Source organism: Thalassococcus profundi, from assembly GCF_003344785.1.
GTDB classification, from domain to species: domain Bacteria; phylum Pseudomonadota; class Alphaproteobacteria; order Rhodobacterales; family Rhodobacteraceae; genus Puniceibacterium; species Puniceibacterium profundi.
The window spans coordinates 233920-247743 of the sequence record NZ_QPMK01000005.1; the positions used below are offsets into that span (position 1 = coordinate 233920).

Annotated in this window: 10 protein-coding genes; 7 read left to right on the forward strand and 3 right to left on the reverse strand. The window is 67.0% G+C overall.

Going from position 1 to position 13824, the window contains the following annotated elements; genetic code table 11:
- The first annotated feature begins 361 nt into the window (after positions 1–361).
- Complete coding sequence (locus tag DU478_RS09410) at positions 362–751, forward strand: hypothetical protein (protein ID WP_114510697.1); 390 nt, start codon at positions 362–364, stop codon at positions 749–751.
- 222 nt (positions 752–973) lie between these two features.
- Complete coding sequence (gene purL / locus DU478_RS09415; RefSeq protein WP_114510698.1) at positions 974–3133, forward strand: phosphoribosylformylglycinamidine synthase subunit PurL; 2160 nt, start codon at positions 974–976, stop codon at positions 3131–3133.
- 97 nt (positions 3134–3230) lie between these two features.
- On the opposite strand, the gene DU478_RS09420 is transcribed toward purL, so the two are convergent.
- The 3 genes from DU478_RS09420 to DU478_RS09430 all read right to left on the reverse strand — a co-directional run bounded on the left by DU478_RS09420 (position 3231) and on the right by DU478_RS09430 (position 7706).
- Positions 3231–5225 carry an OmpA family protein gene (locus DU478_RS09420; RefSeq protein ID WP_114510699.1) on the reverse strand — a complete coding sequence of 665 codons (1995 nt, stop codon included), beginning with the start codon at positions 5223–5225 and terminating at the stop codon, positions 3231–3233.
- 104 nt (positions 5226–5329) lie between these two features.
- On the reverse strand, positions 5330–6589 hold the full coding sequence (locus tag DU478_RS09425) for a vWA domain-containing protein (RefSeq protein WP_114510700.1): 1260 nt from the start codon (positions 6587–6589) through the stop codon (positions 5330–5332).
- Between the two features lie 208 nt (positions 6590–6797).
- Positions 6798–7706, reverse strand: coding sequence for an AAA family ATPase (locus DU478_RS09430; protein ID WP_114510701.1), 909 nt, complete (start codon positions 7704–7706; stop codon positions 6798–6800).
- 237 nt (positions 7707–7943) lie between these two features.
- Between DU478_RS09430 and DU478_RS09435 the strand changes: the two genes are divergently transcribed.
- Genes DU478_RS09435 through DU478_RS09455 form a run of 5 tightly spaced genes read left to right on the forward strand, consistent with a single transcriptional unit; the run spans position 7944 to position 13770 of the window.
- Positions 7944–8975 carry a glycosyltransferase family 2 protein gene (locus tag DU478_RS09435; RefSeq protein WP_114510702.1) on the forward strand — a complete coding sequence of 344 codons (1032 nt, stop codon included), beginning with the start codon at positions 7944–7946 and terminating at the stop codon, positions 8973–8975.
- Positions 8972–9607, forward strand: coding sequence for a sulfotransferase family protein (locus DU478_RS09440; protein ID WP_114510703.1), 636 nt, complete (start codon positions 8972–8974; stop codon positions 9605–9607). Before DU478_RS09435 ends, DU478_RS09440 begins: the two co-directional genes overlap by 4 nt.
- Positions 9607–12006: a glycosyltransferase family 2 protein gene (locus DU478_RS09445; protein WP_114510704.1), complete on the forward strand. Its 2400-nt coding sequence runs from the start codon at positions 9607–9609 to the stop codon at positions 12004–12006. Before DU478_RS09440 ends, DU478_RS09445 begins: the two co-directional genes overlap by 1 nt.
- A 2-nt stretch (positions 12007–12008) precedes the next feature.
- Positions 12009–12707 (forward strand): FkbM family methyltransferase, encoded by a 699-nt coding sequence (locus DU478_RS09450; protein WP_114510705.1) that lies wholly within the window; start codon positions 12009–12011, stop codon positions 12705–12707.
- A 4-nt stretch (positions 12708–12711) separates the two neighbouring features.
- The gene (locus DU478_RS09455) at positions 12712–13770 is read left to right on the forward strand and encodes a glycosyltransferase family 2 protein (RefSeq protein ID WP_114510706.1); all 1059 of its coding nucleotides are present in this window, start codon (positions 12712–12714) and stop codon (positions 13768–13770) included.
- Positions 13771–13824 lie beyond the last annotated feature (54 nt).

Here is a 13824-nt window from a genome sequence, read left to right on the forward strand (position 1 = left end):
TGTCGTTATCGGTCCCGATGCTGCCTAGATCGCGACAAACGCCGACGAAGCGCTCGACCCCTTGCGCCACGGGGTGTCCGGTGCCGAGGCTCAGATCGCCCCTCCCCTGAGGCTCTGGTCTCGCCACCGGCAAAGCCGAAGACCGAGGCGAGGGTGAGACACGGGCGATAACCGGAATGACACGCTTCGTAGAAAGTCTGAAGACAATCATCGACACCTGCGGCGGGCGGGCACAGCCCCAACGCGGCGGCGCGGACACTCCGCCGCCGAAACCTCACGAAATCGTCAGAAACCTCAGGCGTCGCGGCTCGTTGTGCTGCCAGCGGGCGATACTGCCCACCTCGAAAGACTGGAGGAAACGATGAAAAAGACCCTGACCATTCTCGCACTCAGCAGCTTTACCGCCGCCGGCGCCGTCTATGCGCAAAACGCGTCTGAATCGGTGACCGACCCGATGGCGGATTCAGAAATGATGACGGAAACGGCGCGCGACACCGCGGTCGACACGGTCGTCACCGGCAATGGCGAGGTGATCTCGTCCGACGACGTGGTGATCGGCGAGGCCCAGCGCATCCGCACCGACGTGGACGGCAATGTCATCGCCACCATCCGCCTGGGCGAGGCTCTGGACACCGACGTGACCGTCATCAACGTCCCCGTCATCGTCGAGGAGTCGGGCGAGATGCAGACCCTGCGCATCGGCATGACCCAACAGGCCATCCAGGCCGCGCTGGACGAACAGACGGGCTAAGCCGAACTGTCCGTCACGACCGGATGACGACCCCAGGGGTCGCGGCATCGAACCCGCGGCCCCTTCATCTTGCTGATAAACCTCCGGAGAGCACGAGAGACAGCGTCTCTCGTATCCGGCGCAGCCGGATCACCGCCGCTGCGGTTTTTCCCGCCGCCCCCTTCCCCCCGCGCAGCGCCTGAACTAAACAGCGCGCAACCGCGCTTTAGGGGATCCCGAGACATGCAAGACCCGGCCATCACGCCCGACCTGATCGCTGCCCACGGGATCAAGCCCGACGAATACCAACGCATCCTCGACATCATGGGCCGCGAACCCAGCTTCACCGAGCTGGGCATTTTCTCGGCGATGTGGAACGAACATTGTTCCTACAAGTCCTCCAAGAAACACCTCCGCGGCCTGCCCACCACCGGCCCCCAGGTGATCTGCGGCCCAGGAGAGAACGCCGGCGTGGTCGACATCGGCGACGGCCAGGCTGTGGTCTTCAAGATGGAGAGCCACAACCACCCCTCCTATATCGAACCCTACCAGGGGGCGGCGACCGGCGTCGGAGGCATCCTGCGCGATGTCTTCACCATGGGCGCACGGCCCGTCGCGGCGATGAACGCGCTGAGCTTCGGCACCTCGGCCCATCCCAAGACGAAACGCCTCGTGCACGGCGTGGTCGAGGGCGTGGGCGGCTACGGCAATGCCTTCGGCGTGCCCACCGTCGGCGGCGAGGTGCGCTTTCACGCCGCCTACAACGGCAACTGCCTGGTCAACGCCTTCGCCGCGGGGCTGGCCGATGCGGACAAGATCTTCTATTCCGCCGCCAGCGGCGTCGGCCGCCCGGTCGTCTACCTGGGCGCCAAGACCGGCCGGGACGGCGTCGGCGGCGCGACCATGGCGAGCGCCGAGTTCGACGAGAGCATCGAGGAAAAGCGCCCCACCGTGCAGGTCGGCGACCCCTTCACCGAAAAGCGGCTGATGGAGGCGACGCTGGAGCTCATGCAGACGGGCGCCGTGGTCTCGATCCAGGACATGGGGGCTGCGGGCCTAACCTGCTCGGCGGTGGAAATGGGCGACAAGGGCGACCTCGGCGTGCGGCTCGACCTGGAAAAGGTGCCCGTGCGCGAAGCGGGCATGACCGCCTACGAGATGATGCTGTCGGAGTCCCAGGAACGCATGCTGATGGTCCTCGATCCGGCCAAGGAAGACGCCGCACGTGCGGTCTTCGAGAAATGGGACCTGGACTTCGCCATCGTCGGCGAAACCATCGCGGAGGACCGGTTCCTCATCATGCTGAACGGCGAGGTGAAGGCCGACATGCCGCTCAAGGCGCTGTCGGGCAACGCCCCGGAGTACGACCGCCCCTGGGTGCCGACGCCGCAGGCGGCCGCCTTGGCGGACGTGCCGCAGATCGACCCGGTGGATGCGCTGAAAGCGCTGATCGGCTGCGAGAACTACTGCGCTCGGAGCTGGGTCTACGAACAATACGACAGCCAGGTCATGGCCGACACGATGCGTATCCCGGGCTTCGGCGCCGGCGTGATCCGCATCCACGGCACCGACAAGAAGCTCGCCTTCACCAGCGACGTGACCCCGCGCTACGTCAAGGCCAACCCGGTCGAAGGCGGCAAGCAGGCGGTGGCCGAAGCCTTTCGCAACCTCTGCGCCGTGGGGGCAAAGCCGCTCGCCACCACCGACAACCTCAACTTCGGCAATCCTGAAAAGCCCGAGATCATGGGCCAGTTCGTCGGCGCCCTGCAGGGCATCGGTGCTGCCTGCACCGCGCTCGACATGCCGATCGTGTCGGGCAACGTGTCGCTTTACAACGAAACCGACGGCGTCGGCATCCTGCCCACCCCCACCATCGGCGCCGTGGGCCTGATCGCCGCCGACGAGGACCCGATCCTCGGCTTTGCACAGGACGGCGACGTGGCGCTACTGGTGGGTCCGGCTGGCAGCCACCTGGGACAGTCGGCGCTCCTGGCCGAGGTCTTCCACCGCGAGGATGGCGACGCGCCCGCGGTCGACCTCGAGGCGGAGCTGCGCAACGGCACCTTCATCCGCGACAACCGCGCGCTGATCGGCTGCTGCACGGATCTGAGCGATGGCGGGCTGGCTCTGGCCGCCTTCGAGATGGCCGAAGCCTCGGGTGTCGGCGTCACGCTCGACAGCGACGCGACGCCGGTGCTCTTCGGAGAGGACCAGGGCCGCTACCTGATCGCCTGTTCCTTCGACGCCGCAGAGGCGCTGATGGCCGCCGCCGCCACGGCTGGCGTGGATCTGTCGACCGTGGGCCGCTTTGGCGGCGAGACCGTGGCGATGGGCGGATCGCAGATGCCGCTGGCCGAGGCCGCGGCGCTCTATCGCGGCCGGTTCGAGGCGATCTTCTGCTGACGGTCGCCTGGCAGCGTTAGCACCAAAGGCGACAGACATGAAAACCCCCGCGCAACCGGATTGCGCGGGGGCTTCCTTTTTCAGACCGGCGGCCTGATCAGCTTGCGCTGTCCAGCAGCGGCGTGATCCGGCGCACCGCGGCGCGGCGGTTGGCGCGTTCCGACTCGAGCGTCTCCACCAGCAGATCGGTCTCGCCGTAGCCCTGCACCACCATGTTTTCTGGCGGCACATCGAAATACTCGGACAGGGCCAGCGCCACCGATTCCGCCCGGCGGTCCGACAGCGCGAGGTTGTAGCTGCCGGCACCCGTGGCATCGGTATGGCCTTCGATCAGGAACACCTCGGACGGGTTCTGCGAGATGATCCGACGCATGGCATTGCCCAGTGCCGCCAGTTCCTCGGCCTCCTGCGGCTGGATCACGGCAGAGCCGGTTTCGAAGTTCACGGTGTCCACGTTGATTTCCGGCACCAGCTGGCGCACCGCGTCGATGTTGCGGATCTGGCTGAGCGAGAAGGTGCGGTTCACATCCGCCGCCTGCGCGGCCGCGAGGGTCGCGGCAAGGTCGTCTTCGTTCACCTCGGCAAAGCCGATGGAGCGTCGGTCGGTCACCTGCGGCAACTCGTTGACATTGACCTGCTCCACTTGGCGGGTGTCGTCGAAGAGCACCACGCGGGTGCCGTCTTCGAGCAGACGGGTCCGGCGCAGCACGCGGCCATCGGCGGCGCGGACGGTTTCCACCTCGATGCCATCGGCGCGGGTCACGACCGTCCGGGTCGATCCGTCGTCATAGCGGTAAGTGCGCACATCCGATCCAGGCTGGCGCAGCAGCGCGTCGTCGTTCTTGATGATGCGGTATTGCCCGTCACGCTCGACCACGATCCGGTCGCCGGTATTGGCAGCCACGGTTTCGTTGTTGCGCAAGAGCGAGCCCACGGCGACGGCGCCAAGACCCAGCAGAGCCGCCTTCTCGAAGTTGCTCAGCCCTTCGTCATCGTCGTCGTCATCGTTGCTGCCGCGGGCATTGAGCGTCTCGGTGTTGCGGTTGAGCGCGTCTTGCAGATCGGTCTCGAACTCCTCGGACGAACTGCGCGCCGTTTCCTCGGTCACGGTTTCCTCGATGACTTCCGCCTCGGACTCGGACCCGCTTTCGGCGCTGGCCGCCATGGATTCGGTGACGTTCGCGTCGGCTTCGGCCTGTACCGCGGCCTGCGCTTCGCTGTCCATCGGCGTCGCGTCTTCACCGGATTGCGCCGTTTCGGACGCCGCCGAATCCGCCGCCTCTTCCACGGCCTGCTCGGTCTCTTCAAGCTGCTCGTCGGGATCGCTCTCGGCCGCCTCTTCCGCAGCCTGCTCCATCTCTTCAAGCTGCTGGGCGGGATCGGTCTCGGCCGTCTCTTCCACCGGATCGGTCACGTCGGCCGCGGTGTCGGCGTCCGCTTCGGCACCCGGCGTCTCATCGGCGACCTCTGCCGCGCTGTTGGCCTCGGCCTCGGCTTGCGGTGCGTCTTCGGCGACGTCCGCCGCGCGGTCGGCGTCGGCGGGCGTGTCCGTACCCTCGGCTGCGGTGTTGGCCTCGGCGTCCGAGGGGGCGTCGGTAACCTCGGCTGCGGTATTCGCCTCAGCGTCGGTCGGCGCATCGGTCACTTCGGCGGCGCTGTTCGCATCCGCTTCGGGTGCGGCGTCGACGGCTTCGGCTTCAGCGGCCTCTTCCGCTTCGGCAGCCTCGGCCTCGGCGGCCGCTTGCGCCTCGGCGGCGGCCTCTTCGGCAGCCGCTTCCGCTTCTGCGGCCTCTTCTTCGGCAGCCGCTTGGGCTTCGGCGGCTTCCGCATCCGCAGCCGCTTGCGCTTCGGCCTCGGCGGCCATGCTCTCGACCTGGGCCTGCGCGTCACCTTCGGGCTGTTCGCCCGTCAGCGCCTCGGCGCCCTGCTCGATCTCCTCTTGCGCCTGCTGCGCCTCGGTTTCGAGTTGCTGGCGCAGTTGCTCTGCGCTGACGTCAGCGCCGTTCTCTTGGGCATAAGCCAGCGGCGGCGTGACGGTCATGGCGGTGACCATCACCAGTGCAGTGGTCGATTTCAGAAATCCGTGTTTCATGTCAAATCCTTCCCTTTCCGCATGCAGCGGTGTGCAAAGGCAACGCGGAAGCACGCACAGGGTTTCAACACGGTTTGGCGAGGCTTTGCCGATGGCTGTAACGTTTACTCCAACGCGTTGAGAAGCCGCAGCTTTTCGCCTGCATCGTCGGGGCGCGAGATCACCGCGGCGAGGTCCGCGAGCGACTGCACCGAATGCCCGGCGCGAAAGCTGTCCACATGCGGCAGCATCGCTCGGATGCCGGTCGCCTTGGGCGCGAACCCGTCCCAGCGCAGCAGCGGGTTGAGCCAGATGAGCCGCCGCGCCGAGAGGTGCAGCCGCTCCATCTCTTTCGCCAGAAGGCCGTCCGTGTCGCGGTCGAGTCCGTCGGTGATGAGCAGCACCACCGCCCCCTGCCCCATGACGCGGCGCGACCAGTCGCGATTGAACGCGTGCAGGCTGCTGGCGATGCGGGTGCCGCCTTCCCAGTCCTGCGCCTCTGCCCCCGCGGCCTTGAGCGCCGCGTCGACGTCACGGGTGGCGAGGTGCCGGGTGATGTTGGTGAGCCGGGTGCCGAATGTGAAGGCATGGACCTTGGCCCAGCCCGCGCCCTTCTCGTTGGCGACGGCATGCAGGAAATGCAGCACCATGCGGCTGTACTGGCTCATCGACCCGGAAATGTCGCACAGCACCACGAGGTTCGGCCAGCGCGGGCGCGGCGTCTTGCGGGCGAGGCTGCGCATCTCGCCGCCCTGGCGCATCGACGCGCGGATGGTGCGGCGCCAGTCGGTCTGCCGCCCGGTGAGCGACGCCATGCCGCGCCGCGACGGGATCGGTTTCACCGGCAGGCGAAGCTGAGCCAGCATCTTCTTAGCCGCCGCGATCTCGGCGGTGGACATCTGTTCGAAATCAAGCCGCCGCAGCTTTTCCTCGGCGGACATGGTGAGCGAGGCGTCGACCTCGATCACCGTCTCTTCTTCGCGCTCGGTTTCGGGCGGCTCGGGCATCTCGGGCGCCTTGCCGTCGAGCAGCGCCTCCGCGGCGCGCTTTTCCGCGGCTTCGGCGATCTTGTCCTCCTGCACGCCGCGCACGGCGGGCAGCATCATCGACATCATGTGCTCGAGGTAGCGCGGATCGCGCCAATACAGCCGGAAGATCTGGTTGAAGGTGGCACGATGCTCGGGCCGGTTCACGAAACAGGCATGCAGCGTCCAGTAGAAGTCGCGCTTCTCGGTAAAGCCCGCGGCTTCGACGGCGCGGATGGCGTCGATGATCCGTCCCGGACCGATGGGCAGGCCCGCCCGCCGCAGGGCGCGGGCGAAATGGGTGATGTTGTTGGCGAGTTTCGGATTCTCTGGCAATTCGAGGGGCAGGTATTCCGGCATCAGACCCCTCCGGTCCGGGCCAGCGCCGACCCGCGGGGGGGCGCCTCTGACCGGCCCGCTTCACGCTTTATTCCCGCCAAATTCGCACGCCGCACCGGCTGTGCACCCGGCTTTGCCAAAGCGCCGCCCCGAAGGGCGGGTCGGCGCTGGCCCGGCGGCCGCAAGCGGCCTTGATTCCGGGCCGGTCCGTTTTTGAAAGGTGTCTCCCTCACGCCGGCGCCAGACCGGCCCGCGCCTCGTCCAGAAGCCGCTTTGCCTCGGAGCCCTGCAGCTTCTGGATGTCGTCCTGATATTTCAGGATCGCCCCCAGCGTGTCGCTGATCACCTCCGGCGACAGGTCGATCACGTCGAGCGCCAGCAGGCATTTCGCCCAGTCGATGGTCTCGGCCACCCCCGGCTTCTTGAAGATGTCCTCGGTGCGCAGCATCTGCACGAAGGCCACGATCTCGCGGCTCAGCGTCTCGGCGGCTTCGGGCGCGCGGGCCTGCAGGATCTCGATCTCGCGGTCGAACGTCGGGTAGTCGACCCAGTGATACAGGCAGCGGCGTTTCAGCGCGTCATGCACCTCGCGCGTGCGGTTCGAGGTCAGGATGACGATGGGCGGCTCGGGCGCCTTGATCGTGCCAAGCTCGGGGATCGTCACCTGGAAATCCGACAGCGCTTCGAGCAGGAAGGCCTCGAACGGTTCGTCGGTGCGGTCAAGCTCGTCGATCAGCAGCACCGGCGCGCCGTTTTCGTCGGGCCGCATCGCTTCGAGCAGGGGCCGTTCGACCAGGAACTCGTCCGAGAAAAGCTCGGCCTGCAGCGCCTTTCGGTCGGCGCCGCCCGATGCCTCGGCCGTGCGGATCGCCACCATCTGCGCGGGAAAGTTCCATTCGTAAACCGCCGAGGCCGCGTCCAACCCCTCGTAGCATTGCAGCCGGATCAGCTTGCGGTTCAGCCCCGCCGCAAGCGCCTTGGCGATCTCGGTCTTGCCGACCCCCGCCTCGCCCTCGAGGAACAGCGGCCGGCCCAGCTTCAGCGACAGGAACACCACCGTCGCCAGAGCGCGGCCACAGACATAGCCGGTCTCCGCCAGCATGGTCTGCACGGCGTCGATGGATTGCGGGGTCTGCATGGGCGCTCCTTTGGTTGGTCCGACCTTGCTGCACGGCAGGGCTGCGGGAATCAATAGCGCATAGGTCGCAATTGTCCCGTGCCCGCACTGCCGCGCAGACCGGTGAAAATGCCGCCACAGATTGACGGGCAAAGGCCAAGATGCCATGATTCGTTCAACAATAGCGGCTACGCGGGGCAAACCCCGAGCCAGGAGCGGTGACGATTTCATGACCCACGCAACGACAGGGCTGCGGCCATGCGCGTAACGGCGGTGACCTGCGTCAAGAACGAAGGGCCGTTCCTTCTGGAATGGATCGCCTACAACCGGCTGATCGGGGTCACCGATTTCCTGTTCTATTCCAACGATTGCGACGACGGCACCGATGCATTGCTGGATGCGCTGGCGGCCCGCGGCATGGTGGTGCACCTCCCCAATCCCGCCAAGGGGCGCAATTACCAGATGGAGGCGCTGAAACACAGCCAGCGGCAAGAGGTCGTGCAGGCCGCCGACTGGGTCTGGGTCGCGGATGTGGACGAGTTCCTGAATATCCACGCGGGCGACCACAGGATCCCGGCGCTGATCGACGCCTGCGGCGATCCGCAGGCCATTTCCGTCACCTTCCAGTTCTTCGCCAACGACGGCATCGCGGATTTCGAGGATGCGCCGGTGATCGGGCAGTTTACCCGCTCGCACAATCCCGACCTGTGGTGCGCCGAGACTGCGATCGAGGTCAAGACACTGGTGCGGCGGGATTTTCCGCTGCACTATTTCGGCGCGCACCGGCCATTTTTTCGCGACGGCCTGCCCTCGGAAAAGCGCCCGCGCTGGACCGACGGATCGGGCCGCGACGTGCCGCACAAGTTCCTGGTGGCCGCCAACCCGCGCCGCATCCGAAAGTTCCCCAGCGGCGGCGCGCGCGACTTCGCCACGCTCAACCACTACGCGCTGCGGTCGCTCGACAGCTACCTGGTCAAAAACGACCGCGGCGACGTGAACCGCGAGAACCGCGCCTTCGACGACACCTACTGGCGCGAACGCAACGACCCCGCCTGGGAAGATACCTCGATCCAGCGCCACCTGCCTGCGCTGCGCGACGCCATGGCCGAGCTGTGCGCCGACCCCGAGATCGCCGCCCTGCATACCGAGGCCGTCCGCCTGCACCGCGCCAAGCGCGACGCCCTGATGGCCAAGCCCGATTACGCCCGGATGTACGACCAGCTGCGCGCGGCCCCGGCCCTGCCGCCGGGCGAGCCGGAGTTGATCGAGCAACTGGGGCTCGCATCGTGACCGTGCGCGTCGTCAACCTCGGCCTGCCAAAAAGCGGCACGACGACGCTGGGCGTGGCGCTGGAACGCGCCGGGCTCACGGTCGCGGATTTCAAGATCCGCCGCGGCAAGAGCCCCGATCCCGACATCGCCGGGTCTTTCGTCGCACGCCAGATGTACGAAGGATATTTCCGCACCGGCGACCCGCTCGACCGGTTGCAAGGTTTCGACGCGCTGACCGAGATCAGCGTGCTCAACCGCGATCTCTGTCTCTGGCCGCAGACCGATTTCGGCATTCTGGACGCCCTGCGCCGCCATCATCCCGAGCTCAGGTTCGTAGCCTCGATGCGCGACGCGCGCGAGATGTCCGGCAGCATGCTGCGCTGGTCCGACCTGGGCACCGACCGGCTGCCGCAAGGCCAGGTGCCGGGTCTGCCGCGGGGCTTCGGCGAGACGACACTGGAGCGTGTGCAGTGGATCGAGGCGCATCACGCCTTCCTGCGCGCCATCTTTGCCGGCGACGACCGGTTCCTGGAATACGACACCGCCGCCCCAGACGCACGCGAGACGGTCTCGGCCTTTCTGGGCATCGACCTGCCCTGGTGGGGCCGCGCCAACGAAAACACCGGCTTCCGGGCCAAGGGCGTGGCGTGATGCGGATTTACATCCATATCGGTCTCGATGCGCAGGCCTGCGAACGGATGCAGCGTATCCTCGACGCCAAACGCGACCAACTGGTGACCAAGGGCGTGCTCTATGCCCGCAGCCCCGGCGCGAGCAATCACACGCGGCTATTCATGGCCGTGACTGACCCCGGGACCGTGGACTGCCTGCGGTTCAACCGCGGCTTCATCGCGCCGGACAAGCAGCAGGTGCTTTACGACGACGTGGCGCGCGGCCTTGCGGCCGAGGTGGCGCGGGTGCAGCCCGAAACGCTGATCCTCTCGGCGCATCAGCTGGGCGTCTCGCTGGCCTCCGCGTCGGAGTTGCAGCGCCTGCGCGGGCTGCTGCTGCCGCTCTCGGACGATATCCGCATCGTGGCCCATGTGGACGATCCCGCCCGCCTGCTGACCCGCCGCTACGCCGCGCAAGTGCTCGAAGGCCGGTCGCGCGACCTGTCGCTGGAGCTGGGGCTGCACGATGCGCCCGACTGGTGGGACGCGGCGCTGGCCACCCGGCCAGAGATCGACCCGGCGGCAGGGCAGTTCCACGAGGTGCAGGGCGCCTGTTGCTGGCTCGACCTCGCACGGCTGGTGCGGGAATGGGACGCGGTTTTTGGCGCGGGCGCCACGCAACTGCACAGCGTCGACCGCGACACGCTCTGGTCCGAAGCGGGTCCGGAGGTGCTGCGCCAGTGCTTCGACATCGCCGACAGCATCGGCAAGGCCGAGGCGAAAGCGCCGCCGCGCGATCCCTCCGCCGCCTGGCTGACGCGCTGCCGGCTCTTCAACGACACGGTGCTGCGGCTCCTGGGGCGCAGCGACCAGATCCTGCCGCGCCCGCTCTGGCACAAGTTCCTCGGCGAGATCAAGGTCGGCGGCGATCCCATCGACCCCGGCGCCCTCTCGGCCCTGTCGCGGCGCTTCGCCGACGACCTCGCGGCGCTGGCCACGGCGCATCCCGGCCTCGATCCGGCGCAGATGGCGCCCGCTGCACCCGCGCCCGACTGGACCGAGACCGACCCCACCCGCGGCTTCCGCGCCACGCAATACCTGCTGGCCTTCCGCTGGCGCATCAAGCAGGCCACCAAGGAAGCGCTGGCCGACAAGGCCGCCGACCTCGCGCGCCTCAACGGGTCGACGACGCCCGCACGGGCGGAAGAGACGGCGCCCCCCACGCCTGCCGCGATGGACGCGCTCGACGCCGGCCTGTCGCCCTCTGCGCAAAAGGTCATGCCGCCGCTGGCCAAGCAGAATTTCGCCAAGCTGCAACGCTCGATCTTCGCCCCCCACAATCGCCTTGGCCGTGTCAACGAAGAGGAACTGGCCGCCGCCTACACACCGATGCCGCCGCGTACCCTGCCCTCTGGCAGCAGCGGCAACGTCATCGTCGGCTGCATGAAGAACGAGGCGCCCTATATCGTCGAATGGGTCGCTTTTCACCGCGCCATCGGGGTCGACGATTTCCTCATCTACACCAACGGCTGCGAGGACGGCACTAGCGAAATCCTCGACCGCTTGCAGGAGATGGGCGTGCTCCAGCACCGCAACAACGACAACTGGAAAGGCAATTCGCCGCAACAATACGCGCTCAACCAGGCGCTCAAGGAACCCGTGATCAAGAACGCGGACTGGATCATCCACATCGACGTGGACGAGTTCATGAACGTGCGCTGCGGCAACGGCACGCTGGACGATTTCTTCGAACGCGTCCCCGATGCCACCAATGTCGCCATGACCTGGCGGCTCTTCGGGCACAACGGCGTCACCACCTTGTCGGACGACTTCGTCATCGACCAGTTCGACACCTGCGCGCCGAAATACTGCCCCAAGCCGCACACGGTCTGGGGCTTCAAGACCATGTTCCGCAACATCGGCGCCTACGAGAAGATCTCCTGCCACCGCCCGAACAAGCTCGACGCCGCCTTCGAGGACAAGGTGCGCTGGGTCAACGGCTCGGGTCTCGACATGACGTCCGAGGTCAAGACCAACGGCTGGCGCAATTCCAAGAAATCCATCGGCTACGACCTTCTGCAGCTCAATCACTACGCCCTGCGCTCGGCGGAATCCTTCCTCATCAAGCGCCAGAGGGGCCGCGCGCTGCATGTCGACCGGTCGATCGGCATCAACTACTGGATCCGCATGGACTGGTCGGATTTCAAGGACATCACCATCAAGCGCAACAGCCCGCGCCTGCGCACCGAATACGACCGGCTGATGGCCAATCCGGAGCTGGCGAAATGGCACCGATCGGGCCTGGACTGGCACCGCGCCAAGGCCGACGAGCTGCACGCCAACCCCGAATTCGAAGACCTCTACCAGCAGGCGCTCGGCCTGCGGCTCACGGAAACCGAGCGGGTGGCCTATGCCCTCGCCCTCGACATGGAGAGCTGAGCATGGACGGCGCCCCCACCCCCCGCGACCCCTTCCTGCGCTCGCGCGGCATGAAGATCCCCAAGCATCCGCAGATCACCACCGGTCGCATCCGCGGCGCCATCAAGGGCGAAACCTACGAGCGCAAGGAATGCGACGCGGTGATGCGCATGGTGCAGGACGATGACGTGGTGCTCGAACTGGGCGGCGGCATCGGCTACATGTCGACGCTGATCGCCACGCACAAGAAGGTCCGCACGGTCCATACCTACGAGGCCAACCCGACCCTCATTCCCTATATCCGCTCGGTGCACGAGGCCAACGAGGTGACCAACGTCACCGTGCACAACGCCCTGCTGGCGGATGGTCCGGGCGAGCCGGTGCCCTTCTACGTGCGGCAGAATTTCCTCGGCTCGTCGATGGACAAGTCCATCGACGAGGACAGCATCGTCAGCACCGAAATGATCGAACAGCGCGACATCAATGCCGTGCTGGCCGAGCTGAAACCCACCGTGCTGGTCTGCGACATCGAAGGCGCCGAGGCGCATCTGCTGCCCGCCGCCGATCTCTCGTGCCTGCGCGTCGCCATCGTGGAACTGCACCCGCAGTGGATCGGCCAAGCGGGCGTGCAGGCGGTCTTCGACACCATGCACCGTGCCGGCCTCACCTATTTCCCCAAGGCTTCCGAGGCCAAGGTCGTGTCCTTCAGGAAGGGCTGGTAAGCCTTTGAACATCCTCGCCGTTCTCTGCGTCCGCAACGAGGCGGCGTTCCTGCTGGACTGGCTGGCGCATCACCAGGCCTGCGGCGTGACCCACGTGCTTGCGCTCAGCAACGCCTGCGACGACGGCACCGACGCGATGCTGGACCGGCTGGCCGAGCTGGGCCACGTCACCCACATCCGCAACGACGGCCCCTACGACAAGGGAGGCATCCAGTTCACCGGCCTCAAGCTGGCCGACAAGTCCGAGGCGGTGGCCCGCGCCGACTGGATCCTGCCGCTCGACATCGACGAATTCGTCAACATCCACGTGGGCGACCGGACCGTTCCCGCCCTGCTCGCCGCCCTGCCCGAGGCCACGGCGATCACCCTGACCTGGCGGCTTTTCGGCAATGCGGGCGTGGTGCGCTACGAGGACAGGCCGGTGCCTCAGCAGTTCACCCGTGCGGCGCCCGTCATCATGCACTGGCCGTGGCGGTCGGCGATGTTCAAGACGCTCTACCGCAACGACAGGACCTATCGGAACCTCGGCGTGCACCGCCCGCGCAACCCGGTCAAGGACCGGCTGGCCGAGGCGCGCTGGTTCGACGGCGAGGGTCGCCCGCTCGAAGCTCAGTTCGCCACGCGCCGCATCTTTTCCACCTATGGCCGGTCGAACTACCACCTCGCGCAGCTCAACCATTACCCTCTGGGCGCGATGGAAAGCTACGTGCTCAAGGCCGCCCGGGGCCGCGCCGTGCACACCGATCACCTGCTGGGGCTGGATTACTGGGTGGAACGGAATTTCAACACAGACACCGACGACACGATCCTGGCGCTGGCCGACCGCGCCGCCGCGATCCGCGCCACGCTGGCCGCCGATCCGGCACTGGCCGCCTTGCACAACACCGCCGTCGACTGGCGGCACGCCCGGTTCCGGGCGCTGATGGCCGAAGAACCCTTTCGCGCGCTCTTCGGCCGCCTGCTGATGACCCCGCCGTCGCAGCCCCTGCCCGAAGCCGTGGCCCGGGTCCTGATCGGCCACGCCACCCGCGCCCGCGCCAGGGACACGGCAAACGCCCCCTGAATTTCGCGCATTCGGCGCAATTTGGCCGCAAAGCCTTGGCATGTTTTCCTCAAA